Origin of the sequence: Arthrobacter sp. AFG20, from assembly GCF_002892795.1 — a bacterium.
Lineage (GTDB): Bacteria > Actinomycetota > Actinomycetes > Actinomycetales > Micrococcaceae > Arthrobacter.
This window is the reverse complement of the sequence record NZ_PJMC01000013.1, coordinates 26,179-51,156: the sequence shown is the minus strand read 5'-3', so window position 1 is coordinate 51,156 and position 24,978 is coordinate 26,179. Positions and strand designations below refer to the sequence as shown.

Genomic DNA, 24,978 nt, shown 5'->3' with positions numbered 1-24,978 from the left:
TCAAACGGCCTGAAGCTCGCGGGAGGCAACGGCGGAGACAAGCATGGAGCCGGCAGCCGTGACAGGGTCAATGACGGGAATCCGCAGCCTGCGCCGCAGGACCTCCGCCATGCCGATGCTCGTCAGGCCTGTGCTGGCCTCTACGATTATGTCCGCTCCGGCGTCGACCAGCATATGCGCGGCAGCGAGCGCGTCGAAGATGCCTGTGGGGAGCAGAAAGCCGTCGGGTGTCTCCACACTCTCGGGGCCGCCGTCGATCAGGAGCATACGCTCGCCCAAGGCGTCGGAAATGGGACCGGGCACTGAGTGCTTGAGGCCAAGCACGCCCACCCGGCCGCCGAAGGCGAGGGCTGCCGCAGCCGCCGCGGAGCCGGCACCGATCACGGGGATGTCCAGCAGGGCACGCACCTCCGGCAAACCGGGATCGGCGGCGCAGCTGATGACCAGCGCGTCGACGTCCGGAGCCATGTCCAGGGCGAGTTCAACCACCTTGGGGACCGCACGCTGCAACGACTCGGCGTCGTGGACCCCCGAGGGCTGGTCCGGAATGCACCGGGTTGTGACGTCAAAGCCGAAGGTCGCACGGAGCAGCTTTCCGTGTGAGTTGAGCAGTCGCCGGTCGGTGGTGGTTAAAGCCCTGATAATTCCTACGCGCATGGTCCGTTCCTTCCCCGGGCGGTACTTGTGATGCCACACTAGCCAGCCGACATTTCAGGCGGATTACCACGCGCGAACTGGCAGGTAATGCCTTCCAACGCGCGTTTTGAGGGCATTAGCTGCCAGTTCGCGCGCCCCAGGGAGAGGGAGGAGGCTTAAGTGTTCGTTCGCACTGGCGGGAAGCGCTCGCGTTAGAGCTGACGGACGCGCAAGAGTTCAGGCGCGCCCGCGGCATCCGGGCCGACGTACTCCTCGGTTCCCTTGTGCGTGGCGCGCACAGCGTGCGCGACGACGGCGCCCAGCCCGCCGTCGTCGGGCTCTGCCTTGTCCAGCACCACCTGGCGGATGCCGCGCTGTTCAGCAGCGCCGGTACCGCGTGCGAAGATTGCCTCGACGCCCTGCCGGGCCAGGTCAATTTCGCCGTTCTCGGTCAGCACCGGCTCCAGGAAGTCGACCAGCGAGTTCACCACGTCCTCGGCAGGCACGGGCCGGAAGCTGCCGAAGTCCAGCAGTTCGCCGCGCAGGCCAAAGTTGCTCGCCTGCCAGGCGGCCATCCGCAGCAGCACCGTTGGCACAGGTGCCGGCTCCACACCCTCACGCCATTCCCGGCACGCCGATTCCACGAGCGCACGGACCAGGACGGCGATCAGCGCGGCATCCTCGGCGCGGAGGCAGACGTCCGCCACCCGCACCTCCACGGTGGGATGGTTCCGGGAGAGTCGTGCGTCGAAATAGATCATGCCCTCATCCAGCACCACCCCGGTATCCAGCAGCCGGCCCACCACGCGGCGGTAGGTGGACAGGTTGCCGTAGATGGCGGACGGGCCCGACGACGGCCAGCGGTTCCACGCCTGCGTCCGGTAGCTCTCGAACCCGGTTTCCACGCCGTTCCAGAACGGGGAGTTGGCACTGAGCGCGATCAGGACGGCCAGCTTGTCCCGGATCCTGTCCAGCACCGCCACGCCTTCGTCGGGGGATTCGATGTAGGTGTGGACATGGAAGCCGCAGGTGAGCTGCTCCTGGGCGGTCAGGCCGAACCGTTCCAGCATTCTGGCGTAGCGCGGATCCGGCGTGGTGTGGCTGGAAAGGGCCAGCGGTGAGGTGGCCAGGGCGGCAATCCGTGCACCGTGGCTCTGGGCGGCTTCGTCAGCTAGCGCCCTGCCCGCGCGGATCTGGCGCAGCAGCTCCGCATGGTCCAGGCATGGGCGTGTCTGCGTCTCGATCTGCTCAAGCTTGAGCTCGGCGCTCAGGCCCATCTCGTTGTCGTCGCACGTGGTTTCGGCCTTTTTCTTCACCAGCCGGGGCCTGCCCGGGGCGTCGTCGGCAGCGAGTTTGCGGCGCGCCAGCAGGGCATCGGCGAGCGCCAGCGGCTCCCCGCTGTCCGGATCCACGATCAGGAGCTCTTCCTCCACGCCAAAAGTCCGCATGCCTTCATTGTGCTCCAGGCCAGCCAAAACGTCCCCGACATGACGAAGCGCGAATGGACACCTCGGGCCCCAAACCGGCCGGGGCAAAGGGGGCTGAAGTGTCCGTTCGCGCTTGGTTTAACGTCAGTCCTGGAAGTACTCGATCTTGGCGCCGATGGTGTTGAGCCGCTCCGCCAGGTCCTCGTAGCCGCGCTCGATGACGTAGATGTTGCGCAGCTCGGAAACCCCCCGGGCCGCCAGCATCGCCAGGAGGAGGCAGGCAGCGGGACGCAGCGCGGGCGGGCAGCCCACCTCCGCGGCACGCCAGCGCGTGGGGCCGTTGACGTAGATGCGGTGCGGGTCCAGCAACTGTATCCGCGCGCCCAGCTTGTTCAGCTCCGTCAGGTAGATCGCACGGTTCTCGTAGACCCAGTCGTGGATCATGGTCTGGCCCTCGGCGTTGCCCGCGATCACCGCGAAGAACGGCAGGTTGTCGATGTTGAGCCCGGGGAACGGCATCGGGTGGATCTTGTCCTCCGGCGCGCGCAGCTCCGAGGGCTTGGTGGTCACGTCCACCAGCCGGGTGCGCCCGTTGCGGGCCATGTACTCGCCGGAGACCTCCAGCTGCTGGCCCATCTGTTCCAGGGTGGCCAGCTCGATTTCCATGAATTCGATGGGCACCCGGCGGATGGTCACCTCTGAGTTGGTGACGATGCCGGCGGTGATGAGGCTCATCGCCTCGATGGGGTCTTCCGAGGGGAAGTACTCGATGTCGACGTCGATGGTAGGTTTGCCGGTGATCTTCAGCGTGGTGGTTCCGACGCCGTCGATCTCCACACCCAGGCGCTGCAGGTAGAAGCAGAGGTCCTGGACCATGTAGTTGGGGCTGGCGTTGCGGATGACCGTCGTGCCGCAGCGGTGGGCGGCGGCCATGATGGCATTCTCCGTCACGGTGTCACCGCGCTCGGTCAGCACGAAGGACCTGTCCAGTTCGTCGGTCTGCGGCGCCTGCACGCTGTAGAAGCCTGAACTGGCCTCCACGGACAGACCGAACTGCCGCAGTGCCTGCATGTGCGGCTCCACGGTGCGGATGCCCAGATCGCAGCCGCCGGCGTAGGGCAGCCGGTATTCGTCCGTCTCATCGAGCAGCGGGCCCAGCAGCATGATGACGCTGCGGGTCCGGCGTGCTGCCTCGGCGTCCATGGACGCCAGGTCAAGGTCCGCGGGGCGGCGGAGGCGGAGGTCGTTGTCGTTGAGCCAGGTACATTCGACGCCGATGCTGCTCAGGACCTCGACGATGCGGTTGACTTCCTCGATGCGGGCCAGCCGGCGCAGCGTGGTGGTGCCGCGGTTGATGAGGCTGGCACAGAGCAGGGCGACTCCGGCGTTCTTGCTGGTGTTGACGTCGACGGAGCCCGAAAGCGTCCTGCCGCCCTCCACGCGGAGGTGGGTCATCTGGGATTTGCCGAGCTGGACAAAGCTGCGGCCGAAGATGGCCTCCAGTCGCTGGATCATTTTCAGGCTCAGGTTCTGCTTGCCCTGTTCCATGCGGGCCACAGCACTTTGGCTGGTGCCGAGTTCCGCGGCGAGCTGGCCCTGGGTCCACCCCTTCTGGCCGCGGGCGTCGCGGAGCAGAAGGCCAACGTGTTCAACAGTCTGTTGCGTCATGGGACGAATATATCAGATATGAGTTATTTAGTCGCCTCAAGCGCCTTTCGCAGGGTGGTGGACCCCGTGATATACCCGTTACACGCATAAGCATCCAATAACGGGCCACAGCAGTGTGACAGAACCTGTGAGGGCCTGTGCAACCCCGGTCAAGGACCGTGCAGCGGCCTTGACCCGGCCCCGCATCCGGGAGCAAGCTAGCGGTACCTGTTGCGGCCATGAGGGATGGGAGGCCGCCGTGTCCATTTTCAGCTCCGCCGCGCGGGGCAGGAACCACCCCGTCGGGCGTCCGGCCTCAGCACTGCTGTCCTTCGTGGTCGCCACAGCCGTGGGCTTCATCCCGGGACCGAGGCTCGACGACGGCGCGCCGCCGGCACCCGAATCAGCCGTCACCCTGGCCTCACCCAGGACTTCCGCCACTTCCAGCGGCGCGGCGCGGGCGCAGCCGCCAGAGCCCGGCAGGGTCCCCTTGGGCAACGACGTCTCCTGGCCGCAGTGCAGCGGCGAGCTGCCCGACGAGCCTGCGTTCGCGATTGTCGGAGTCAACAACGGGCTCGCCAACACCACCAACCCCTGCCTCCACCAGCAGCTTAACTGGGCGGAGGACGCAGCTGGAGGGACGGGCCAGCCCCGCCTCGCGCTCTACGTGAACACCGCGAATCCCGGGCGGCGCGGCTCCTGGTGGCCAGCGAACAACGAGTACGGCGGCAAGTCCCTGGCCAACCCCTATGGCACCTGCCAGGGCAAGGAGGACGCGGCGTGCGCCTACTTGTACGGGTATGCGAAAGCCTTCGACGACGCGTACCTTCGGACCATCCCCGACCCTGAGACGTACCTCTGGTGGCTGGATGTCGAGACGGGCAACAGCTGGTCAGGCGACAGGAATGCCAACCGGGCGGACCTGGAGGGCATGACCGACTTTTTCCACAGCATCGGGGCCAGGGTGGGCATCTACTCCTCGGCGCGGCAGTGGGGACAGATCGTGGGCGAGGTCGGTTCGGCCAGCAGCCTCTACTCCCTGCCGAGCTGGCTGGCCGGGGCGCGCACCCCCGCCGACGCGACGAGCATGTGTTCCGCGCCGCCCCTTACGGCGGGCGGCAAAGTAGTCCTCACCCAGTTCGTGGCCGACGGCTTCGACTACAACCACTCCTGCATTTGACGCCCGCCGCGAACATTTAGACTCGCCCCATGGACCACACCTGCAGCATCCGCCGGGCCGCGCCCGAAGACGCCGAGGCCCTGGCCCGGCTCCACGTGGAATGCTGGCGCGAAACCTACACGCGCCTGCTGTCACCCGGCTTCATGGCCAGGCAAAGCGTGGAAGAGCGGCTGGAGATGTGGCGGCACCTTTTGGCCGGCCCGCATGCGGGCCGGCAGTTCGTAGCGGACGACGCCGGGAAGCTGGTGGGGTTTGCCGGTTCCCTTCCGCCCGCGAAGGGGCTGAGGGAGCAGACCGAGCTCTGGGGCATCTACCTCCTCACGTCCCACCAGGGCAGGGGGCTCGGCCAGGCCCTGCTCGAGGCTGCGATCGGAAACGAAGCGGCAGCGCTGTGGGTCGCCGCGGACAACCCGCGCGCCCAGGCCTTCTACCAGCGCCAGGGCTTTGACTTCACCGGCGCCAGGGACACGATCGAAGACTGGGAGGGGCTGGCCGAGGTCCGGATGGCGCGGCCCGCCGGGCTGGCCCGCCCGGCGGGTTAGGAGCCCTCCAGCCACACCATGTTCCAGGTGCCGGCCCACAGCGCCGCAGCCACGGCGCCGCCAGCGATCAGCACTCCGCCGAGCACCACCCAGACGTCCAGCACACTGTAGGTGGACGGGCGAGCCCAGGTCCGGCTGGCACCGCCGAAGCCGCGGGCTTCCATCGTCACGGCAAGCCGGGTGGCGCGGCGGATGGCCTGGACCAGGAGGCCGAAGCTCTGCCCCAGGGTGGCCCGCATCCGTTGCCACGGGTTGCCGCGCGATCCGACGCCGCGGGCGCGCCGGGCCATGCCGATGGTCTGCCATTCCTCGGCCATCAGTCCGACCAGCCGCATGGCGGCCAGGGTACCCAGCACAAAGCGGTGCGGCAGCCGAGCCTTTTGCGCCAAGGCGTCCGCCAGGTCGGTGGGATCGGTGCAGCTCATCAGCAGCACCGCAGGCAGGGCAATGGCCAGGCCCCGCAGCAGAAAACCCAGCCCCAGCTGAAGGGAACCTTCGCTCATGGACCAGAGGCCGACGTCGAGCAGTATCCTCCCGCTGTCCGCCGACAGTATGGAGGTGCTCCAGCCGCCCACGGCGGCCGCAAGGATCAGCGGCCAGCCGCGCTGCCACAGCAGCGAGAACGTCAGGCCGGCCAGCGGGAAGACCAGCAGCTCGCACACGAGCGCCACCGACGCCGACATCCAGTCGATGGACAGCGCCAGGACGAGGGTGATCAGGAAGACCGCGGCAAACTTGGCCAGCGGATTTGCGCGGGTCAGCACCGCCCGATTTCCGGCAAGCGTCAGTGCGTCCCTCATGTCGCGGCCTGTTCCGACGTTGGCTCGGCGGGTCTGGGCTCCAGCCGGCCGCCGGAGCCCAGACGCAGCTCGGTGCCGCCAAGCACCTGGGTGAACTCCTCGTCGTGGGTCACGGATACCACAGCCGTGCCGGCATCGAGCAGTTCCGAAAGGAATGAGGCGAGCTCCGCCCAGGTGTTGGCGTCCTGGCCGAAGGTGGGCTCGTCCAGCACCAGCACCTGCGGGTGCGCCGCCAGGACGGTGGCCACGGACAGCCTGCGTTTCTCCCCGCCGGAGAGGGTGTATGGGTTGGCGTCCACGAGATGCGTGAGGCGCAGCCGCTCCAGCAGCTCGTCGACGCGCTCTTCGCCGTGGCCCAGATGGCGCGGCCCGAACTGCAGCTCGTCCAGGACGCGGCCGGTGACGAACTGGTGCTCGGGCTCCTGGAACACCGTGCCGATCCGGGCGATCAGCTGCTCCGCCCTCCACTGGTACGGGTCGATCCCGGCTCCGGCGCTCAGCTCAACCGTCGCGGAGACCTTGCCGGCCACCGGCGGCAAAAGCCCGGCGAGGGTCAGCGCAAAGGTGGACTTGCCGGCGCCGTTGGGACCTGTGACGGTCAGCGCCTCGCCCGCCCGGACCTGCGCTGTGACGTCGCGCAGCACGGGCTCCGGGGGTACGGACCGGAAGCCGCGGCGGCGTGGACGTTCCCGCGACACGGCAAGCGTTTCGGCCGCCAGCAGCAGCTGGCCGGCGTTATGCCCCGAGGGCGGCGTAAGGGCGGCACCTGAACGGCGCCGGGTCTCAGGAACGTAGCCGGGGACCCAGACGCCGGCAGCGGTGAGCATCCCGCGCGCCTGCTCGAGAACCTCGTCCGGAGTCCCGTCGATCAGCACCGCGCCGTCCGCGGCGGACCCTGGCTGCAGGACCACGATCCGGTCCACAAGGTCTTTCCAGGCAGCTACCCGGTGTTCCACCACCACCAGGGTGGCCCCGGTCTTGTCGAGGCAGCGGCCCACGGCGTCCCGGACTTCCAGGACGCCTTCCGGGTCGAGGTTCGCGGTGGGCTCGTCCAGGAGGAGGAGTCCCGGCCGCATCGCCAGGATGCCGGCGAGCGCCAGGCGCTGTTTCTGGCCGCCGGACAGGGCCGACGTCGGGTGGTTCAGGGGAAGGTGCGACAGTCCGACGTCGTCCAGTGCCTCGTGTACGCGGCGCCAGATCTCGTCGCGGGGCACCGAGAGGTTCTCGGCGCCGAAGGCGACGTCGTCACCGAGGCGCGAGAGCACCACCTGCGTTTCCGGGTCCTGCTGCATGAGCCCGGCGCGGCCGCGCCGGGAACGGGGCGGCGCACCGTCGATGAGCAGCTCTCCGCTCTCGTCCGCGTCGTCACGGTCGGAAGTGCCGGCGTCGTCCGCGTCACTGTCCCCCAGCACACCCGCGAGGGCGTGAAGCAGCGTGGACTTGCCGGCCCCGGACGGGCCCAGCAGCAGGACCCGTTCACCTGGACGGATGTCCAGGTCGAGGGCGTGAACCGCGGGTTTGGACCGGCCGGCGTGGCGCCAGCCCCAGCCGCGGGCGGTGACCGCGGCGGGGCGGACACCGCCGTCGTGATTTTCAGGCATCAGGAGAAGACGGGCTCCGTGGCTGCCTTGCGGGACGCGAAGGAGCTCAGCACGCCGGTCTTGGCCAGGCCGCGGGTGGCGATCCAGGACAGGGCCCCCGCGATGACGGCACCGGAGATGGCGCAGAACACGATGTACGCGAGCTTGTCGCCGGCTGCGTAGGCGATGTTCCAGCCCCACGGCAGGAACGAATCGTTCAGGCCGCAGAAGAGCCCGGCGCCGGCGCCGGCCAGCAGCGAGGCGGGGAGGTTGAATTTCTTGTACACCAGAGCGGCGAACACGAGCTCCGCGCCAAGGCCCTGGAGAACACCGGAAATGAGCACCGTGGTGCCGTACTGCGAGCCCATGAGCAACTCACCCGTGGCCGCCACCGTTTCGCAGAACAGGGCAGCACCGGGCTTGCGGATGATGAGCATGCCCAGCACGGCCGGAATCATCCAGCCGCCGGCGTACAGGCCGGTCAGGGGCGGGTAGACGGCGTTGACGGGGGTGGAGATGAGGTTGGCGCCCTGGGACCAGGCCCAGAAGATCACGCCGCCGGCAACGGCGATGAGCGCCGCCACCACGATGTCAGCCACGCGCCAGTTGTAGCCGGTCTTCTTGATTGCTGCAGTTGTCATGATGGTCCTCCTGAGGAACAGGAGGGGAAAGCGTTCCCCCGGCTGCCGGTGGCTGGGCCACGTGCTGCCGGGCACTTTGAGAACTCGACTCCCTTGCGCCGGTACTAGCCGGATCAGGTTCGAGGGTCTGCGGCTGTCCGCACTCTCAGCGCCCATCCACGGTTGCGCTGGCAGTTGCCTTTGCATCCCGACGGCGGCGCTCCCCTGTCGTGATAAATCTGCCCTTGTGGGCTGATCCAGTTTACACCTCGCCCGGCCCGTAAACCGGGGGCGCTGTCACAATGCGGGAGTTTTCATGCGGTGTCGGGACTGCCGTCCGGAGTAGATTGAGGCCATGACGCAACAGGACTCCGGCAGCGCTGCCCTGCCCGCCTTTGACCCCGATTCCTCCGAAGGACAGCCGGCGGGAGCACTGGAAGCCCTGATCGGGCAGATCGCAGGGGAGATCGCTGAACTGCAGTTCCCGAGGTTCAGCAAGGACGATGCCCTGGCGCTGGGCCTGGAACTGGTCGAACGGGGCAAGGAGGACAACCTGCCCATCGCCATCGACATCACCAAGGGGGAGCAGGTGCTCTTCCATGTGGCGCTCGAGGGTGCCACCCCGGACAACGAAGGCTGGGTGCGGGCCAAGCAGCGGACTGCCGTGCGCTACGAGGAGCCGTCACTGCTGGTGGGCCTGCGCGGCAGGGCCGGCGGCGGACGGATCGAGGACAACGCCTGGTTCGACCAGTCCGCTTTCGCTGCCCACGGCGGAGCCTTCCCCGTCTACGTGCGGGATGTGGGGGCGGTGGCTGTGGTTACCGTGTCCGGGCTGCCGCAGAAGGCGGACCACGACCTCGTGGTGCAAGCGTTGCGGGAGATCCACCGGTCCATGCGGCTAGGCTAAGGAAAGACCAGTGTTCATCACGCGAGGAGTTCCGAAATGAGTTTCTTCATAAAACTGCTTGGCACAGGCATCAGCCTGCTGGCAGGGTTCGCCGGCACCAAGGCCGTCGACACGATCTGGGAAAAAATCACGGGCCGGAAGCCCCCCAAGGGAGACAAGGACGACGTCCCCACCACGCTGCGCACGGCCCTCACGTTCGCCCTCGTCTCCGCCTCCGTGAGCGCAGTTATCCAGGTGCTGGCGAACCGCGGCACACAGCGGGCCATCACCCGCTTCGCCAAGACCCAGGACATCGTCTAGTCCCTGCACCCGCCAACGCGGCCTGCGCCCCCCACATGGGGTGGGTCCCCCCACAGCCAGTTCCACAACCGTACCGGGTTTCTCCAAGCCCGGCAGGCCAATCTATACCTGTTCTGAACCTGGCAGTGCTGATGACCTCGGCCAGGCTCGCAACAGCCGGACCCGGCACCGCAACCCTGCGGCGCCGGGTCCGTTCATGTGCACGGTCACAAGGGCACGCCCTGTCAGATGACGGCAAGCCCCGTACGCCGGCAGGGTACCCGGGGCAGTGCTTTACATGCGGCGGCGTGCCCGTTGCGCCGGGTGAGACTGCCGGGCCCCCTCACTAACGGCCCGATGCGGCGGCTTCCAAGGTTTTTCCAACCCGGAACCCGAACGTTTCCCCAACCCTGCCCGTTTTTAGTGGATGCCATGGCCCCCTTTCAAAGGAGACAAGAAATGGTACCCACCCCACAAGGCCCGGCAACCGAACGCCTGGGCCAGCTGTTTTCATCACCACTGCTTGCAACCCGCCGCCGCAGTGTTGCTGCCGCCACGGCCGTCCTGCTTGCGGCGACGGGGGCAGGCGCCTCCTTGGCGGCAACCCAGGTAACCCAGACAAACCTGAACAAGCTGACCGCCGTCGGACCCGTCAACACCGAGTACGGCTTTCCGTCCTGGTACGAAGACAGCAACAAAACGCGCGTCGAGCTGTGCTTGGACGCGGAGAACCCGCTCTGCGGTTTCCTGCCCGGGGACATCCCGGACGAGACCGCACCCATCTCGTTCCCGGGCAACTTCCCGGACGAGGCGTTCTACATGCTCGCAGGCTCCGAACTGGCCCTTCCCGGCGGCGGCAAGGCCGTCCTGGTCCTCGGCCTGGAGGCAGCGTTCGCCAACACCGTCACCGAAGGCGACCAGGTGGTCTTCGGCCGCCAGCGCATCGTCGTCAAGGGCGCGCCGGCCAACACCACCCTGACCTTCCAGCACCCCTACGGCACCATCACCATCGACACCGACGGGACGGGGGCCGGCAAGCTCGTCGAAGACATCTCACCCGCAGCAGGCAACTTCACCACAGCACTGAAGAGCAACATCGGACCGTTCCTGAAATGGGACCCGGCCGCCGCGCCCGCCGCACCTGCCGGCTACCTCGGAGACCCGGGCCAGGACCACACCGTCACCGGAAGCCCCACCGGCTACAACAAGTTCTCCGTCAACGGCGGCGGCCTGGCCCTGGAAACAGACCAGTTCACCGTCCAGGGCAAGATCTCCACCAACCAGGGCGTCAACGGCGACAGCGCCGTCCTGAACGGCAACATGATCGACGTGTTCGCCAGCAGCGGCAACGGCGCCCAGCTCCAGATCGACGGGCAGACCGGGCTTTTCGAAACCACCCCCATGCTCAGCGACCCCGACACCGGCCGGTACTACGCCCGGCTCCAGGTCACCGGCACCGCACCGGCCACAGTGAAGATCACCAACATCGGCGACAAGCCCGCCAGCAGCAGCCAGATCAACGTCACCAAACCCAGCGGCGTCATGATCACCAAAGCCATCTACGACGGCACCAACCTCACCGTGGGCGCCACCTCCACAGCCGGCTACCCGCTCACCGTCACCGGGCTCGGAACCATGGAAGCATCGGCCACCGGAACCGGCGCCGAGAAATCCTGGCCAGTGAAGGCCCCGCCGGCAACCGTCACCGTGAAAACCCCAGCCGGAGGCACCGCCACCCTGCCCGTGACCGTTTCTGGCGGCGCGGCAACACCGGCCGGGCTGGACCCCGTCACCCCCGCCCCGGACCCCGGTCCCGTCGTCGACACCGGCAGCGGACCCGTCACCGGCGAAACCCAGCCCACCGCCGCGGTAGCCTCCGCCGCTTCGACCACCATCACCCGCGGCGGCACCGCCCAACTGGACGGCAGCACCTCAACCGGGGCCGCCACCTACAAATGGACCCAGCTCAGCGGACCCACCGTTACCATTTCCGGCGACACCACCGCCAAACCCACCATCACCCTCCCCTTCTGGGCCAAGAACACGGATACCGCACCCCTGGCCGCCAGCACCAATGGACCAGTTGTCATGCAGTTGATCGTCACGGACAAGAACGGCATCGGCAGCGCCCCGGCAACAGTAAACCTCACGGTCCAGACCGATACAGTTACCGTCGCCGGCTCCCGCCACCGGGTGGGCACCGAACTGCGAGTCACGGGAACCTCGACACTGGCCGGCAACGCAGCAGTCCTGGTCCCCGCCACCACTGTGGTCATCTACGACACCACACCCGGCCGGGCCGTCACCAAGATCGGCACAGCACAGGTGGACACCCTCGGCGCCTGGTCCTACCGGGCCAAGCCGGGACCGAACCGGCAGATCACCAGCGTCCTGGTCCAGTCAAGCCGCGGCGGCACGGCAACCGGGGTGCTCGCCACCCGGTAGATCGAGCGATCCGGTAGATCGAGCGATCCGCCACTACGGGTCGGGCCCCGTCTGCACAGCAGGCGGGGCCCGACCCGTTTAAGGATGTTGTTCAGTCCCCAACCCCTTCGAGCAGGTCGCCGGGTTGGCAGGCTCAGCGAGCGGTGCGGTTGCCGCCGTCGTCCTCTTCCGATTCGCGGGCGGCCTTGGCGGCCTTCACCACCACGGCTTCCAGCTCGTCGGTGCTGAGCAGCTCCTTGTGGAGGTGCTTGGTGCGGTAACCGGCGCGGCCCACCATGTGGGCCGAGACCGGCACGGTGAGCAGCTGGAAGATCCAAGCCACCAGCAGCACCGGCCACACCCACCACGTCCGCAGCTGCAGGCCCACGGAGGCAAGGAGCAGGAACAGCCCGAGTACCTGGGGCTTGGTGGCGGCATGCATGCGGCTCATCAGATCGGGAAAGCGAAGCAGTCCGATGGCGGCAGCGAGGGACATCAGGGCGCCCACCACCATGAACACTGCCGAAACTGCATCGATTACCGTGTCCACGGCATTCGGTTCAGGACTCACTGGGCTGCTCCCGCCTGTCGGCCACGAAGCGGGCCACCGTCACCGAGCCGATGAATCCGATGACGGACACAGCCACCACCAGCATCAGGTTGTTCAGGTGCCGGTTCACGGCCATGTCGATGCACAGCGCCGCGCCGAGGATGGCCAGCAGCACGTCCGCTGCGAGGACCCGGTCCAGGAGCGACGGGCCGCGGGCGATGCGGATGATCGCGCCCGCGGCGGCGAGGGCCAGCGCCACAGCCGTGACGGTGAGGACAAGCCCCATCATGCGCCAACCTCCTGGTTCAGGGCAGCAAGCTCTTCCTTCGTTCCCATGATCCGGATGAGCCCCGCCTCGGTGTCGCGGACTTCCTTGCGGAGTTTGAGGACGTCTTCCCCGTTCCGCACGTTGAGTCCGTGGATGTAGAGCGTGGAGGTGGACCTATCCACCTCCACAACCAGTGACCCCGGAATCAGGGAGATCACGTGGCCGGTGGCCGTCACCATCAGGTCCGAATGGCTGCGCAACGGAACGGCGACTACAGCGTTGGTCACCTTGGGCCCCTGGGCCACCGCCAGGTAGAACACCTGGCAGCTGGCGGCCACCACCCGACCGAGGAACACCACCGCGAACGGAACGGCCTTCAGCACGTTGAAGCGGCCGCTCAGCTCCACCGGCGGCAGGTAGAACAGGCGCGCCACCACAGCCGCCAGCAGGGCGCCGAAGAGGAGGTTGCCGGGGCTGAAGTCCTGCCAGAGTGCTCCCCAGACGATGACCAGCCAGACCAGCAGCGGGAGTTCCTGACGCAGGGACACCCGTTGCCGGCTCACTTTCCGCCTCCGCTCAGCGCCAGGGCCGGGACGGGCGCGCCGTCACCGAGCACCGCCTGGATGTAGGCGGACCTGTCCAGCATGGCCGCGGCGGACTGGTCCGCCACCTGGAAGAGAGGTCCTGCGAAGACGGTGAGCGCCACACCCAGCACCACCAGGCCCAGCGTGGACCCGACCATGGTCCGCGGCAGCAGGCGCACCGCCGTCGCGCCGCCCTCCGGGGCGGGCACCGCCAGGAGCACAGGGTCGGGGTGCTCCGCGTCCTCGGCCTTGCGCCAGAACGCACGGTTCCACACCCGGGCGACGGCCAGGAGGGTCAGGAGGCTTGTCAGCACGCCGCCGATCACCAGGGCGTAGGCCAGTGGGGTTCCCAATCCGATGCCGGCCTGGATCAGGCCGAGCTTGCCCAGGAAGCCCGAAAACGGCGGGATGCCCGCAAGGTTCATGGCGGGAACGAAGAACAGCAGGGCAAGCAGCGGGGACAGTTTGGCCAGCCCGGCGAGCCGGTCCACCGACGAGCTGCCGCCCCGCCGCTCAATCAGCCCGGTGACCAGGAAAAGGCTGGTCTGGATGGTGATGTGGTGCGCCACGTAGAACACGGCAGCAGCGAGGCCGGCCACGGAGGACATCGCCAGGCCAAACACCATGTAGCCGATGTGGCTGACCAGGGTGAAGGACAGCAGACGCTTGATGTCGCTCTGCGCGAGGGCACCCAGGATGCCGATCACCATGGTCAGCAGCGCCACCACCATCAGCGGCGTGTTGAGGCTGTCGCCGGGGAACAGCAGGGTTTCCGTGCGGACCATGGCGTAGACGCCCACTTTGGTCAGCAGGCCGGCGAACACGGCAGTGACCGGGGCCGGCGCGGTGGGGTATGAGTCCGGAAGCCAGAAGGACAAGGGGAAAACGGCGGCCTTGATGCCGAAGGCCACCAGCAGCATGACGTGCAGGAGCGTCTTGGTTCCTTGGTCCAGTTCCGACAGCTTGATGGCCAGGTCCGCCATGTTGATGGTGCCGGTTGCGCCGTACACCATGGCAATGGCAATCAGGAACAGCACCGACGACACCACCGAGACCACCACGTAAGTGACGCCCGCACGGATGCGCGGACCTGTGCCGCCGAGGGTCATCAGCACATAGCTCGCCGTCAGCAGGATCTCGAAGCCGACGTAGAGGTTGAACAGGTCCCCGGAGAGGAACGCGTTGGAGACCCCGGCCACGAGGATCAGGTACGTCGGGTGGAAGATCGACACCGGGGCGTCCTGGTCGCCGTCGGCCATGCCCTGGCCGGTGGCGTACACGAGGACGGCGAGGCTCACCGCGGAGGACACTACGAGCATGAGCGATGAGAACTGGTCCACCACCAGGACGATCCCCCATGGCGGCAGCCAGCCGCCGATGTTTACCGCCGCGGTGCCGCCGTTCCAGACGGACGCCAGGAGCAGGCACTCCAGCAGCAGGGTGAGCGAGAGCAGGCTAATGCTCACGGCGCGCTGGGCGCGGGAATGCCGGATCAGCACGAACGTCAGCGCCGCGCCCAGGATGGGAAGTACGACGGCGAGCGGGGCCAGGCTTGCGAGGTTCACTTCGCCCCTCCGTCCGTGTCTGTGTCTGTGTCCGCACCGGTGATATTGGCGGATCCCGGTTTTTCCTCCAGTGCCGCGTGCTCGGCCAGGAGGATCCGGCCGCCTACCTCGACAGTCGCCGTCGGCTCTGCCACGGCGGAACCGTCCGGTCCGCGCATGGGCAACGGGAACTCTGAGGTTTCCACAGGGATGACGGCGTCGTCCTCCGCGTCGAAGCTGGGGGTTTCGGCCACGCGGCGGTCCTCGATGTCGTCCTGGATGTCGTCCTGGCGGGCAAGCACCCAGGTCCGGTAGATGATGCCCAGCATGAACGCGGTCACCGCGAAAGAAATGACGATGGACGTCAGTATCAGTGCCTGCGGCAGGGGGTCGTTGTATGCCGCAGGGTCCGTGTCCTTGCTGAAGAAGGGGGCCAGCCCGGCATAGCCGCCGGTGGCGAGGATCAGCAGGTTGGTGGCGTTGGCCAGCAGCATCAGCCCCAGCAGCACACGGGTGAGGCTGCGTTCCAGGATCAGGTAGATGCCGCAGGCGTAGAGCGCACCCATGACGGTGAGCAGGGTCAGGTTCACTGTCATGCGGTGCCGCCTCGGGTTGATCCGGCCGGGATGCCGCCGGGCACCGGTTCACTGCCCTCGTCGCCGTCCTCTGCGTCCTGTGCGTCGTGTGCTTCCTGTGCGTCCTGGTGCAGGGGACGCTCTTCAAAGTGCTCGTCGATTTCGGCGCCAAGGCTGCGGAGCACATCCAGCACCAGGCCGACGACGACGATGTAGACGCCAATGTCGAAGATTGTGGAGGTGACGAACTTGATGTCGCCAAAGACCGGCAGCCAGAACTCGATGATGGCGCTCTGGAACACCTGTCCGCCCAGCAAAACGGGCGCGGCGCCGGACAACGCGGCCGTCGCAAGGCCGATCCCGAGCAGCGTGCCCGCGCTGATGGGGGTGGCTTCCCGCAGTTCGAAGCGGCCGCCCGCAAGGTAGCGCAGGGTGAGCGCCAGTCCGGCCATGAGGCCGCCGGCGAAGCCGCCGCCGGGAAGGTTGTGGCCGGCCAGCAGCAGGTAGAGCGAGAAGATGATCATCGAGTGGAAGACCAGCCGGGTGACCACTTCGAAGATGATGGAGCGGCGCTCCGGTGCCAGGGTTCGCCCGGCAACGAGCCACGGGTCCCGCGCGGACGCGGCAAACTTGCGGGTCAGCGCCAGTGCGGCGCCGTCCCGCGACGATTTGTCGACGCCGTGACGGCGGCCCACGGTCCCCTCGGCCACCGCGGACGCCGTGCGCAGCCGGTCGCCGCGGCCCCGGACGAAGATGAGGCTTGCCACGCCGGTCGCGGCCAGCGCCAGCACGGAGATCTCACCGAAGGTGTCCCACGCACGGATGTCCACCAGGGTGACGTTGACGATATTGAGCCCGCCGCCGCCCTCGTAGGCCAGCTGGGGGAACTCGAGGGAGACGGGCGTGGCGATGCGGGCGCCCATGGCGTGGATGGCGGCGAAAACCATGGTGGCGCCGAAGGACAGGCCGATGATCACGCGGACCACCCGGTACTTGCCGCGGGTGCGGTCCCGCAGCTCCGCCGGGAGGCTGCGCATGGCCAGCACGAACGCCACCAGGATGATGGTCTCGACGAGCATCTGCGTCAGTGCCAGGTCAGGGGCGCCCTGCAGCGCGAACATCAGCGCGATGCCGTAACCGGTGACGGAAACCATGAGTACGGCTAGGAAGCGCTTGTTGGCCCGGACGGCGGCGAGTGCCCCGATCACGATCCCGGCGCCCGCCACCAGCTGCAGGGGCGAGTTGGGGTCGACGAAATACAGCCCTTCGGGAAGAGGCTTGTTCGCCGTGATCAGCGCGGACAGGGGCAGCACGAAGGCAACGCTGAGGATCACGGCCAGGTAGAAATACAGCGAACCACGCTGCGTGCGTCCAGTGATCCACACGGCGACGTCGTCCAGCGCGCCGATGGTCAGCTGGTAGCCGCGGTCGGCGTCGAACCACGGCGGAACGGCGCTCTGGATCCGGTCCACCACCGCTCGTCCGTAGAACATTGCCGCGCCGGCGGCGAAGGTGATGGCGGTCAGGCCCAAGGCGGGAGTCAGCCCATGCCACAGCGCGAGGTGCCCTGCGGCACCTGCCGCAGTGGCGGCGTCGTGCGTTCCTTCGGTAAACAGTGCCGCGTAGGGCTGGATCCAGGCATCCACCGGAACCGGCCACAGGCCGTACACAATGGTGAGGACGCTCAGCACCGCCGGTGCCGCCAGGAAGGCCGGCCGGATGGCCTTGAACGGGGTGTTCTCGACGCCCGGCTTCACGGCGAAGGCGCCCCACATGAAGCGCGCGCTGTAGGCGAAGGTCAGCACGGAGCCGAGCACCACGCCCGCCAGGACCACTGCGCCCCAGGGGCCGTAGCCGGGCGCGGCGGCGAAGTGCACGAACGCCTCGAGCACCGACTCCTTCGCCACGAAGCCGCCCAGCAGCGGGATGCCGGCCATGGAGGCGGCGCCGACGCCGGCCACGATGCCGAGGGCCCGGGAGGAGCGGAAAACGCCCGAAAGCTTGCGGATGTCACGGGTGCCCGACTGGTGGTCGATGATGCCCACCACGAGGAAGAGCGTGGCTTTGAAGAGCCCGTGTGCCAGCAGCATGGCGAGCCCGGCCAGCGCGGCGTCGGGCTTTCCGAGCCCCACCACCATGGTGATGAAGCCCAACTGGCTCACGGTGCCGTAGGCCAGGATGAGCTTGATGTCCGTCTGGCGCAGTGCCCGGTAGCCGCCCACCAGCATGGTGGCGAGCCCGAGCCCGAGGACCATCGGCAGCCAGTACGCGGTGTCCGTGAAACCCGGCGCGAGCCGCGCCACGATGTAAACCCCCGCCTTCACCATCGCGGCGGCGTGCAGGTACGCGCTCACGGGCGTCGGCGCGGCCATGGCGCCCGGAAGCCAGAAGTGGAAGGGGACCAGCGCGGATTTGGTTACCGCACCGATCAGGACGAGGACGACGGCGGCGCCCACGGCTCCCGCGGCCGGTCCGGCGACTAGCCCGGGTGCCTGGTCCAGGATGGCGGAAATGCGGTAAGTGCCGGCGCTTGCGCCGAGCATGATCAGGCCGACGAGCATGGCCAGTCCGCCGGCGGTGGTGACCATGAGTGCCTGCAGCGCGGAGCGGCGGGCGGCAAGCCTCGTCCGTGCATAGCCGATCAGGAGGTAGGACAGGACCGTGGTGAGTTCCCAGAAGATGAACATCATCAGCAGGTCATCCGCGGTGACCAGCCCGAACATCGCCCCGGCGAATGCCAGCAGCTGGGCGCCGAACCCGCCGAGGTAGCTGTCCTTGTCCTTGAAGTACCGTGCGCAATAGACCAGCACCAGGGCGCCCACACCCAGGACCAGCAGGGACATGACCCACGCCAGGGCGTCCATGCGGAAGGCGAATTCGATGCCCAGTCCCGGGATCCACGGGACGGTTTCAGCGGGTGGGACGGTTTCGGCGGGTGGGCCGGTTTCTGCTGGGCCGGTTTGCGCAGGAGATCGGGCGCCGTAGACCGCGGCATGCTGGAACAGGAGCCAGACGAACGAACCGGCCGGCACCGCGGCCAGCGCGTAAAACGAGTTGCGGCCGAACTTCCGGAAGACGAACGGCGCCACAGCGGCCACCGCGAAGTGCACGGCAAGGACTGTGATCACTGGTATCTCCGCAAAGTCAGAATTCGGTTATCAAAAGTTGGAGCAGGCGGTCATTCGTTGGGTTCGGTTCCGACAGTTTATCAACGGGGCGCCGACGGTTTTCCCGCACGGGCGGGGCAGGAGGTAAGTTTCGCCAGTTCACAGGAGGGTTGTCGGGTCACTGTTCGCCACGGGCGGATAGCATCGGCCTATGAACTCCGCAGCCGCATCCGAGGCAACGCAGCCGCCGTCGGAACTTGAAGCAGGGCCGCAGGCGTCCAGCAAGGGCCGCGTTCTGGCCTGGGCAGCCTGGGACTGGGGGTCCGCGGCGTTCAATGCGGTCATGACGACGTTCGTCTTCACCGTCTACCTGACGTCCCAGGCGTTCGGCGGTGAAGACCGTGCCTCGGCGGTGCTCGGCGGAGCCCTGGCCATTGCGGGGGCGGCCATTGCCCTGCTGGCGCCCGTCACGGGTCAGCGGTCCGATACCGGGGGCCGCCGCAAGCTCTGGCTGGGAGTCAACACGGCCGCCGTCGCAGTCCTGACAGCACTGTGCTTCTTCGTCTTTCCCCGGCCCGAGTTCCTCCTGCTCGGCGTCTCCCTGATCGCCCTGGCCAACGTGTTCTTCGAGTTCGCGGGCGTGAACTACAACGCCATGCTGGCGCAGATTTCGACGCCCCGGAACATCGGCAAGGTCAGCGGGTTCGGCTGGGGCATGGGCTACCTCGGCGGCATCGTGGCCCTGCTCATCGTGCTCCAGCTTTTCGTGCAGCCTCGTTTCGACTGGTTCGGCGCCTCTACCCAGGACAGCCTGAACATCCGGCTGGTGGCGGTGTTCTCCGCCCTGTGGTTCTCCATCTTCGCTCTGCCGGTCATGTTCGCGGTCCCGGAGCTGCCCAAGCCGAAGCGGGCGGCGAGCCTCGGATTCCTGGCGTCATACGGGCTGCTGGTGCGCAGGATCAAGGCGATCTACCGCACCAGCCCGCACACCATCTTCTTCCTGCTGGCCAGCGCCATCTTCCGGGACGGCCTGGCGGCGGTCTTCACCTTCGGCGGAATCATCGCGGCCGGCACCTTCGGCTTCACGCTGCCCCAGGTCATCGTTTTCGCCATCTTCGGCAACATCGTGGCGGCCGCGGGCGCGATCATCGGCGGCTTCCTGGACGACAGGGTGGGGCCGAAGGCCGTGATCATCGGCTCCCTCACCGGCCTGCTGGTCGCCGGAACGGTGATCCTGGTGCTGGGAAACGACAACCACACATTCTTCGGCGTGCCTTGGTCAGGTTCCACCACGTTCTGGGTTTTCGGCCTGTTCCTTTGCCTGTTTGTTGGACCGGCGCAGTCCTCGTCCCGTGCGTATCTGGCCCGGCTGGCCCCGCAGGGTGAATCCGGTGAGCTCTTCGGCCTGTATGCGACCACCGGCCGCGCCGTCAGCTTCCTCGCCCCGGCCCTGTTCACCCTGTGCATCGCCGTGGCCACTCCCCTGGTGGCTGAGGGCGACGCGCAGCGCTGGGGCATTTTGGGCATCATGGTAGTGCTGCTCGCCGGGCTGCTGGTCCTCCTGCCGGTCAAGGCCCCGAGCGACGCCGAGATCGCCGTCGTCCCCCAGTCCTAGCCCGCCCCCGGCAGCGAGCGCGCATGAACACTTAAGCTCCCGTCAGGGCGCACAGTTTCAGCCGAAATCGCGGGTTCGCGGACTAGGCTGATGTCATGAACGTGGAAGAGACGGACCTCCCGGGTTTGGGCCGGCGCAAGGACTTCATGACAGCATCCGGCCGGCGCATCGGGGTGGTGGAACTCCGCGAGGGCCAGACCGAACTGTTCGTCTCCACGTGGGATGACCCGGACACCTGCCAGGCCTCGATACCGCTGACCGGCGACGAGGCGGCAACACTGGGGAATCTGCTCGGCGGACAGCATCTTGCCATGCAGCTGACCGAGGCGCACCGGGAAGTTCCAGGGATTACCACCAGGCAGTTCTCCATCGCCGCGGACTCCCCGTTCCAGAACCAGCCCATGGGCAAGGCCTGCATCCGCACCCGGTGCGGCGTTTCGATTGTGGCGATCATGCGTGAAGGCGAGGTGGTCCCGTCGCCGGGTCCCGACGTCGTCCTTCACCCCGGCGACCTGCTGGTCGCCGTCGGCACGCAAGAAGGCCTGGACGCTGCGGCCGACATCCTGCGCAACGGCTGACCATCATGGACCGCGTGGCCCTGACGCTCATCGAACTGGGGGCAGTCGTGTTCTGCCTCGGTCTGCTGGCGAGGCTGGCCGGGCGGATCGGGATGTCCCCCATACCGCTGTATTTGGTGGGCGGACTGTGCTTCGGCGCGGGCGGCCTGGTGGAGCTGAGCGGCATGAAGGAGTTCTCCCACCTTGCGGGCGAGATCGGTGTCATCCTGCTGCTGCTTATGCTCGGCTTGGAATATACGGCAACGGAACTGGTCACGGGCCTGCGCAGATCGTGGAAGGCGGGCATCCTCGACCTCGTCCTGAATTTCATTCCCGGGGCTGCCCTGGCTGCCCTGCTCGGCTGGGGAGTGGTCGGTGCCATGGTTATGGGCGGAGTCACGTATATATCGTCGTCGGGCATTGCGGCCAAGGTCATCACGGACCTTGGCCGTATCGGTAACAGGGAAACCCCGGTTGTGCTCTCGATCCTGGTTTTCGAGGACCTGGCGATGGCGGTCTACCTTCCGATCCTCACTGCCACGCTCGCCGGGGTCAGCTTCCTGGGCGGCATGCAGACCGTGGGCGTCTCGCTGGCTGTTGTCACCGTGGTGCTGCTGGTGGCCCTGCGGCACGGACACCACGTCTCGAAGGCCGTGCACAGCGAGAATTCCGAGGTCTTCCTCCTCAACCTGCTCGGCGCCGCCCTGCTCGTGTCCGGCCTGGCTGCCGCACTGCAGGTTTCCGCCGCGGTGGGCGCCTTCATGCTCGGCATCGCGATCTCCGGCGCAACCGCCCACAGCGCAACGCGGATCCTCGAGCCGCTGCGTGACCTCTTCGCCGCCATCTTCTTCGTGGCGTTCGGGCTCAACACCGACCCCGCGTCCATCCCGCCGGTGCTGGCGTGGGCGCTTGTCCTGGCGGTCCTCACCGCCGCCACCAAGATCATCACCGGAGCCTGGGCCGCGAAGCGCGCCGGCATTGCGCGTCCGGGCCGTTTCCGCGCCGGGGCCGCGCTGATTGCCCGCGGCGAGTTCTCCATTGTCATCGCAGGCCTCGCCGTGACATCCGGTGTTGTCGAGGCCGAACTCGCCGCCCTGGCCACGGCATATGTCCTGATTATGGCGGTCATCGGGCCGCTGGCTGCCCGCTACATCGAGCCGCTCGTCAAGAAGTTCTCCCGCCCCGCGCGGCCGGAGCCGGTGCCGGCCTGAGCACGCTCACCGGGGCGATTCCGCTAAATGTCGGTCCGGTGGAAGTTCAGGTGGCTGCGGCTCGCAGTGGGTCCGCGCTGGCCCTGGTAGCGGTTGCCGTACTCGCCTGAGCCGTAGGGGAACTCTGCGGCGGAGGACAATCGGAAGAAGCAAAGCTGGCCGATTTTCATGCCGGGCCAGAGCTTGATGGGCAGCGTGGCCATGTTGGACAGCTCCAGCGTGACGTGCCCGGAGAAGCCGGGATCGATGAAGCCGGCCGTGGAGTGCGTCAGCAGGCCGAGGCGTCCGAGTGAGGATTTGCCCTCAAGGCGCGCGGCGATGTCGTCCGGCAGCGTGACGGTTTCGTAGGTGGAGCCGAGCACGAATTCGCCGGGGTGCAGGATGAAAGGTTCGCCCTCTTCCACCTCCACCAGCCGGGTCAGCTCGGGCTGCTCTTCGGCGGGATCGATGTGGGCGTATTTGTGGTTGTCGAACAGCCGGAAATAGCGGTCAATCCGGACATCCACCGAGGACGGCTGGACCATCGCGGCTTCGTACGGATCGAGGACGATCCGTTCGGAATCAATTTCGGCACGAATGTCGCGGTCAGAGATCAGCACACCGTCAAAAATACCATTGTCAAAAAGCGGGTTCCTGCCGCCGGTCGTACACTTCGGTGGAGTTTTTGTACAGATGTTGGCCTCAGAAAGCCGTTTAGCTCGCGGTATCTGTACAAAAACTCCAGCGTACAAGCGGAAAGTCTCAGTCCGCCGTCGTCCGCTCTTCAATGACGCCGGGCAGCTTCGCAAGCTGTCCCACGGCCGCCCGGAGCTCGCGCCGGTATGCCGGACGGATGAAACTCCAGAAACCGGGCGTCGGGACCTCAAGCGCGAACCGCACCCGGGTCCCGGCGCTCTCGGTACTGAGGTAAAAACCGCCGCGCAGGAGGGACGGCCCGGCCACCACCTGGAACTCGATTTCGGCGCCGGGCCGCGCCTGGGTGATCTCGTAATCGCGCGCCACCGGCTGGCCACGGGGACCGTCCACGGTGACCTGGTACCTGGCCCCCACGCTGCCGGCGCTGCCCGAGCTGAGCCCTGCGCTCCGGACGTCGTCCTGCCATCTGGTTAGATTCGCGCCGTCCAGGAGGAATGAGTAGACCGTCATGGCGTCGCGCGCAACGAGGACCTCGTGTTCTGCACCTGCCATGGGGATCCTTTTCCGACGTCGGGCCATGCCTTGCGTAGCCCGTTCCCCTTACTGCAGCTAACGAGACTCAGGATAGTCACCCGCGCCGGCCCGTGACCGCGCACCGCACGCGCCTTTACCGAACAGTTACGGGAGGCCGTTCGGCCGCGTTTGCCGAGTCGCGCGGACTCGGGATCCAGATGGCCGGAGTGGCCGCACAACTGCGCTAAGCTAGGTTCTGCCCCGGGCAGTTTCCGGTGCGACTGCGGCTGTAGCTCAATGGTAGAGCGCTAGCTTCCCAAGCTTGATACGCGGGTTCGATTCCCGTCAGCCGCTCCAACTCCTTCCAGCCCCAGCCGGCCCGGAACCTGATCGGGCCCGCGGCCCATTAGGCAGCTACCTGTATCGTCAGAGGTCAGGAACCTCTTCGGTTCCGCTACAGGAGCAACCATGGCTGACAAGTCCCCCCGTCAAGCAGCATCCAAAAAATCCGCGAAATCCATCAAGGAAAAGCGCGCCGACAAGAGAGCCGCCGCGGCACCGGCCAGCTCACTGGACAAGACGAGCGCGAAGCCAGTGCCTGCGAAGAAGAAGTGACCGTCCCGCCGAACCATCTGACCCTCGGGGTTGTCTCTTCCTCCCGCAAACCGGATGAACGTCGTCTGCCCCTGCACCCTCTCCACCTTGAGCGCATCGCCCCGGAGCTGCGCCAGCGCATGATCCTCGAGCGCGGCTATGGCGAAAGCTTCGGCTTTTCCGACGCCCAGCTCGCCCCGCTGGTGGGCGGTCTGGCCAGCCGGGAAGAACTGCTGGCCAAAGCCGACGTCGTCCTGCTTCCCAAGCCGCAGCCGCAGGATCTCGCCGATTTGCGCGATGGCCAGATCCTCTGGGGCTGGCCTCACTGTGTCCAGGACCGCGCTATCACGCAGTTGGCCATCGACAAGAAGCTCACGCTGATCGCCTTCGAGGCCATGAACCATTGGGCCAGCGACGGCGGCTTCGGCCTGCACGTGTTCCACAAGAACAATGAACTCGCCGGCTACTGCTCGGTGATCCACGCCCTGGCCCTCACCGGGTCCACGGGCGATTACGGCCGGCGGCTCCGCGCCGTCGTCATCGGTTTCGGAGCCACCGCACGTGGTGCCGTGACGGCTCTGAACGCCCACGGCATCCACGACGTGCAGGTGCTGACCAACAGGGGGGTTGCTGCGGTGGGCTCCCCCATCCACTCAGTGCGGATTGCGCAGTTCGACCATGATGACAAGGCGCCGTTCCTCAGCCAGGTCATCACCGAACGCGGCCGGGTCCCGTTGGCACCGTTTCTGGCCGAAAGCGACATCGTGGTCAACTGCACCCTGCAGGACCCCAACAGTCCGCTGACGTACCTGCGGACGGAAGACCTGGCCGCTTTCAGGCCGGGAAGTCTTATCGTGGACGTCTCCTGCGACGAGGGAATGGGCTTCAGCTGGGCCAGGACCACCACATTCGCCGAGCCGATGTTCACAGTGGGCGAGCACATCGATTATTACGCGGTGGATCACAGCCCGTCCTACCTGTGGAACTCCTCCAGCTGGGAAATCAGCGAGGCCCTCCTCCCGTTCCTGGAGACCGTCATGTCCGGCCATGCCGTGTGGGAGAACAGCGATACCATCGCCCGCGCGATCGAAATCCGCGACGGCACGATCATCAACAAGGACGTGCTGGAGTTTCAGCGCCGGGAGGCTGGTTACCCGCACGCCGTGCTGCCGGCAAGCTAAG

The 24,978-nt window shown here is 67.2% G+C and carries 24 protein-coding genes, 1 tRNA gene and 1 riboswitch; of the genes, 11 read left to right on the top strand and 14 right to left on the bottom strand.

The genetic code is table 11. From position 1 onward, the window contains the following. The 3 genes from CXZ05_RS15520 to CXZ05_RS15510 all read right to left on the bottom strand — a co-directional run bounded on the left by CXZ05_RS15520 (position 1) and on the right by CXZ05_RS15510 (position 3,731). Positions 1 to 657 (bottom strand): aspartate/glutamate racemase family protein, encoded by a 657-nt coding sequence (locus tag CXZ05_RS15520; protein WP_102973443.1) that lies wholly within the window; start codon positions 655 to 657, stop codon positions 1 to 3. Between the two features lie 191 nt (positions 658 to 848). Beyond that, the gene (locus CXZ05_RS15515) at positions 849 to 2,084 is read right to left on the bottom strand and encodes a glutamate--cysteine ligase (protein ID WP_102973442.1); all 1,236 of its coding nucleotides are present in this window, start codon (positions 2,082 to 2,084) and stop codon (positions 849 to 851) included. A 123-nt stretch (positions 2,085 to 2,207) separates the two neighbouring features. Next, positions 2,208 to 3,731 carry a UDP-N-acetylglucosamine 1-carboxyvinyltransferase gene (locus CXZ05_RS15510; RefSeq protein WP_102973441.1) on the bottom strand — a complete coding sequence of 508 codons (1,524 nt, stop codon included), beginning with the start codon at positions 3,729 to 3,731 and terminating at the stop codon, positions 2,208 to 2,210. Positions 3,732 to 3,969: 238 nt separating this feature from the next. Here CXZ05_RS15510 and CXZ05_RS15505 point away from each other — a divergent pair, with 238 nt between their 5' ends. Beyond that, entirely contained in the window at positions 3,970 to 4,890 is a 921-nt protein-coding gene (locus CXZ05_RS15505; protein WP_102973440.1) for a hypothetical protein, read from the top strand. A 29-nt stretch (positions 4,891 to 4,919) separates the two neighbouring features. Then, positions 4,920 to 5,432 carry a GNAT family N-acetyltransferase gene (locus CXZ05_RS15500; protein ID WP_102973439.1) on the top strand — a complete coding sequence of 171 codons (513 nt, stop codon included), beginning with the start codon at positions 4,920 to 4,922 and terminating at the stop codon, positions 5,430 to 5,432. Here the strand turns inward: CXZ05_RS15500 and CXZ05_RS15495 are convergent. Genes CXZ05_RS15495 through CXZ05_RS15485 form a run of 3 tightly spaced genes read right to left on the bottom strand, consistent with a single transcriptional unit; the run spans position 5,429 to position 8,453 of the window. Next, entirely contained in the window at positions 5,429 to 6,232 is an 804-nt protein-coding gene (locus CXZ05_RS15495) for an energy-coupling factor transporter transmembrane protein EcfT (RefSeq protein ID WP_102973438.1), read from the bottom strand. The genes CXZ05_RS15500 and CXZ05_RS15495 overlap by 4 nt on opposite strands. After that, a complete protein-coding gene (locus tag CXZ05_RS15490; RefSeq protein WP_102973437.1) occupies positions 6,229 to 7,833 on the bottom strand; it encodes an ABC transporter ATP-binding protein in 1,605 nt (534 codons plus the stop codon). Before CXZ05_RS15490 ends, CXZ05_RS15495 begins: the two co-directional genes overlap by 4 nt. Continuing rightward, positions 7,833 to 8,453 (bottom strand): ECF transporter S component, encoded by a 621-nt coding sequence (locus CXZ05_RS15485; RefSeq protein ID WP_102973527.1) that lies wholly within the window; start codon positions 8,451 to 8,453, stop codon positions 7,833 to 7,835. The genes CXZ05_RS15490 and CXZ05_RS15485 overlap by 1 nt, the downstream gene beginning before the upstream one ends. A gap of 72 nt (positions 8,454 to 8,525) precedes the next feature. Then, positions 8,526 to 8,669: riboswitch (TPP riboswitch) on the bottom strand. 118 nt (positions 8,670 to 8,787) lie between these two features. On the opposite strand from CXZ05_RS15485, the gene CXZ05_RS15480 reads away from it, so the two are divergent. The 3 genes from CXZ05_RS15480 (at position 8,788) to CXZ05_RS15470 (ending at position 12,063) form a co-directional block, all read left to right on the top strand. After that, positions 8,788 to 9,339 carry a heme-degrading domain-containing protein gene (locus CXZ05_RS15480; protein ID WP_102973436.1) on the top strand — a complete coding sequence of 184 codons (552 nt, stop codon included), beginning with the start codon at positions 8,788 to 8,790 and terminating at the stop codon, positions 9,337 to 9,339. A 36-nt stretch (positions 9,340 to 9,375) separates the two neighbouring features. After that, a complete protein-coding gene (locus CXZ05_RS15475; RefSeq protein WP_102973435.1) occupies positions 9,376 to 9,639 on the top strand; it encodes a DUF4235 domain-containing protein in 264 nt (87 codons plus the stop codon). A gap of 438 nt (positions 9,640 to 10,077) precedes the next feature. Continuing rightward, positions 10,078 to 12,063, top strand: coding sequence for a hypothetical protein (locus CXZ05_RS15470; protein ID WP_102973434.1), 1,986 nt, complete (start codon positions 10,078 to 10,080; stop codon positions 12,061 to 12,063). A 133-nt stretch (positions 12,064 to 12,196) separates the two neighbouring features. Here CXZ05_RS15470 and mnhG read toward each other — a convergent pair whose 3' ends face one another. From mnhG to CXZ05_RS15440, 6 genes are read right to left on the bottom strand one after another with little or no spacing between them, the layout of a single operon-like run. After that, on the bottom strand, positions 12,197 to 12,613 hold the full coding sequence (mnhG, locus tag CXZ05_RS15465; protein ID WP_102973433.1) for a monovalent cation/H(+) antiporter subunit G: 417 nt from the start codon (positions 12,611 to 12,613) through the stop codon (positions 12,197 to 12,199). Continuing rightward, positions 12,603 to 12,881, bottom strand: a complete 279-nt coding sequence (locus CXZ05_RS15460) for a monovalent cation/H+ antiporter complex subunit F (RefSeq protein WP_102973432.1) — start codon at positions 12,879 to 12,881, stop codon at positions 12,603 to 12,605. Before CXZ05_RS15460 ends, mnhG begins: the two co-directional genes overlap by 11 nt. Beyond that, positions 12,878 to 13,423 carry a Na+/H+ antiporter subunit E gene (locus CXZ05_RS15455; protein ID WP_102973431.1) on the bottom strand — a complete coding sequence of 182 codons (546 nt, stop codon included), beginning with the start codon at positions 13,421 to 13,423 and terminating at the stop codon, positions 12,878 to 12,880. Before CXZ05_RS15455 ends, CXZ05_RS15460 begins: the two co-directional genes overlap by 4 nt. Then, complete coding sequence (locus CXZ05_RS15450) at positions 13,420 to 15,009, bottom strand: Na+/H+ antiporter subunit D (RefSeq protein WP_102973430.1); 1,590 nt, start codon at positions 15,007 to 15,009, stop codon at positions 13,420 to 13,422. The genes CXZ05_RS15455 and CXZ05_RS15450 overlap by 4 nt, the downstream gene beginning before the upstream one ends. Continuing rightward, positions 15,006 to 15,584 carry a Na(+)/H(+) antiporter subunit C gene (locus CXZ05_RS15445; protein ID WP_102973429.1) on the bottom strand — a complete coding sequence of 193 codons (579 nt, stop codon included), beginning with the start codon at positions 15,582 to 15,584 and terminating at the stop codon, positions 15,006 to 15,008. Before CXZ05_RS15445 ends, CXZ05_RS15450 begins: the two co-directional genes overlap by 4 nt. Further along, positions 15,581 to 18,691 (bottom strand): Na+/H+ antiporter subunit A, encoded by a 3,111-nt coding sequence (locus CXZ05_RS15440; protein WP_102973428.1) that lies wholly within the window; start codon positions 18,689 to 18,691, stop codon positions 15,581 to 15,583. Before CXZ05_RS15440 ends, CXZ05_RS15445 begins: the two co-directional genes overlap by 4 nt. Positions 18,692 to 18,881: 190 nt before the next feature. Here CXZ05_RS15440 and CXZ05_RS15435 point away from each other — a divergent pair, with 190 nt between their 5' ends. From CXZ05_RS15435 to CXZ05_RS15425, 3 genes are all read left to right on the top strand, one after another. Further along, the gene (locus CXZ05_RS15435; protein WP_102973427.1) at positions 18,882 to 20,285 is read left to right on the top strand and encodes an MFS transporter; all 1,404 of its coding nucleotides are present in this window, start codon (positions 18,882 to 18,884) and stop codon (positions 20,283 to 20,285) included. 95 nt (positions 20,286 to 20,380) lie between these two features. Then, the gene (locus CXZ05_RS15430) at positions 20,381 to 20,863 is read left to right on the top strand and encodes a cation:proton antiporter regulatory subunit (RefSeq protein WP_102973426.1); all 483 of its coding nucleotides are present in this window, start codon (positions 20,381 to 20,383) and stop codon (positions 20,861 to 20,863) included. Between the two features lie 5 nt (positions 20,864 to 20,868). Then, positions 20,869 to 22,053, top strand: coding sequence for a cation:proton antiporter (locus CXZ05_RS15425; protein WP_102973425.1), 1,185 nt, complete (start codon positions 20,869 to 20,871; stop codon positions 22,051 to 22,053). Positions 22,054 to 22,076: 23 nt separating this feature from the next. Here the strand turns inward: CXZ05_RS15425 and dcd are convergent, their stop codons facing one another. Next, a complete protein-coding gene (gene dcd, locus CXZ05_RS15420) occupies positions 22,077 to 22,652 on the bottom strand; it encodes a dCTP deaminase (protein WP_102973424.1) in 576 nt (191 codons plus the stop codon). A 142-nt stretch (positions 22,653 to 22,794) separates the two neighbouring features. Then, entirely contained in the window at positions 22,795 to 23,241 is a 447-nt protein-coding gene (locus CXZ05_RS15415; RefSeq protein WP_102973423.1) for an SRPBCC family protein, read from the bottom strand. A 244-nt stretch (positions 23,242 to 23,485) separates the two neighbouring features. Here CXZ05_RS15415 and CXZ05_RS15410 point away from each other — a divergent pair. From CXZ05_RS15410 to CXZ05_RS15405, 3 genes are all read left to right on the top strand, one after another. Then, positions 23,486 to 23,559: transfer RNA gene (locus CXZ05_RS15410), tRNA-Gly, on the top strand. A 111-nt stretch (positions 23,560 to 23,670) separates the two neighbouring features. After that, entirely contained in the window at positions 23,671 to 23,817 is a 147-nt protein-coding gene (locus tag CXZ05_RS23125) for a hypothetical protein (protein ID WP_180987412.1), read from the top strand. Next, entirely contained in the window at positions 23,814 to 24,977 is a 1,164-nt protein-coding gene (locus tag CXZ05_RS15405) for a N(5)-(carboxyethyl)ornithine synthase (protein ID WP_102973422.1), read from the top strand. Before CXZ05_RS23125 ends, CXZ05_RS15405 begins: the two co-directional genes overlap by 4 nt. Position 24,978: the final 1 nt, after the last annotated feature.

Bases quoted from the DNA above. Each gene is read 5' to 3' on its own strand.
- CXZ05_RS15520 (WP_102973443.1), bottom strand. From the start codon at position 657: ATGCGCGTAGGAATTATCAGGGCTTTAACCACCACCGACCGGCGACTG.
- CXZ05_RS15515 (WP_102973442.1), bottom strand. From the start codon at position 2,084: ATGCGGACTTTTGGCGTGGAGGAAGAGCTCCTGATCGTGGATCCGGAC.
- CXZ05_RS15510 (WP_102973441.1), bottom strand. From the start codon at position 3,731: ATGACGCAACAGACTGTTGAACACGTTGGCCTTCTGCTCCGCGACGCC.
- CXZ05_RS15500 (WP_102973439.1), top strand. From the start codon at position 4,920: ATGGACCACACCTGCAGCATCCGCCGGGCCGCGCCCGAAGACGCCGAG.
- CXZ05_RS15495 (WP_102973438.1), bottom strand. From the start codon at position 6,232: ATGAGGGACGCACTGACGCTTGCCGGAAATCGGGCGGTGCTGACCCGC.
- CXZ05_RS15490 (WP_102973437.1), bottom strand. From the start codon at position 7,833: ATGCCTGAAAATCACGACGGCGGTGTCCGCCCCGCCGCGGTCACCGCC.
- CXZ05_RS15485 (WP_102973527.1), bottom strand. From the start codon at position 8,453: ATGACAACTGCAGCAATCAAGAAGACCGGCTACAACTGGCGCGTGGCT.
- CXZ05_RS15480 (WP_102973436.1), top strand. From the start codon at position 8,788: ATGACGCAACAGGACTCCGGCAGCGCTGCCCTGCCCGCCTTTGACCCC.
- CXZ05_RS15475 (WP_102973435.1), top strand. From the start codon at position 9,376: ATGAGTTTCTTCATAAAACTGCTTGGCACAGGCATCAGCCTGCTGGCA.
- CXZ05_RS15470 (WP_102973434.1), top strand. From the start codon at position 10,078: ATGGTACCCACCCCACAAGGCCCGGCAACCGAACGCCTGGGCCAGCTG.
- CXZ05_RS15460 (WP_102973432.1), bottom strand. From the start codon at position 12,881: ATGATGGGGCTTGTCCTCACCGTCACGGCTGTGGCGCTGGCCCTCGCC.
- CXZ05_RS15445 (WP_102973429.1), bottom strand. From the start codon at position 15,584: ATGACAGTGAACCTGACCCTGCTCACCGTCATGGGTGCGCTCTACGCC.
- CXZ05_RS15435 (WP_102973427.1), top strand. From the start codon at position 18,882: ATGAACTCCGCAGCCGCATCCGAGGCAACGCAGCCGCCGTCGGAACTT.
- CXZ05_RS15430 (WP_102973426.1), top strand. From the start codon at position 20,381: ATGAACGTGGAAGAGACGGACCTCCCGGGTTTGGGCCGGCGCAAGGAC.
- CXZ05_RS15425 (WP_102973425.1), top strand. From the start codon at position 20,869: ATGGACCGCGTGGCCCTGACGCTCATCGAACTGGGGGCAGTCGTGTTC.
- CXZ05_RS15415 (WP_102973423.1), bottom strand. From the start codon at position 23,241: ATGGCAGGTGCAGAACACGAGGTCCTCGTTGCGCGCGACGCCATGACG.
- CXZ05_RS23125 (WP_180987412.1), top strand. From the start codon at position 23,671: ATGGCTGACAAGTCCCCCCGTCAAGCAGCATCCAAAAAATCCGCGAAA.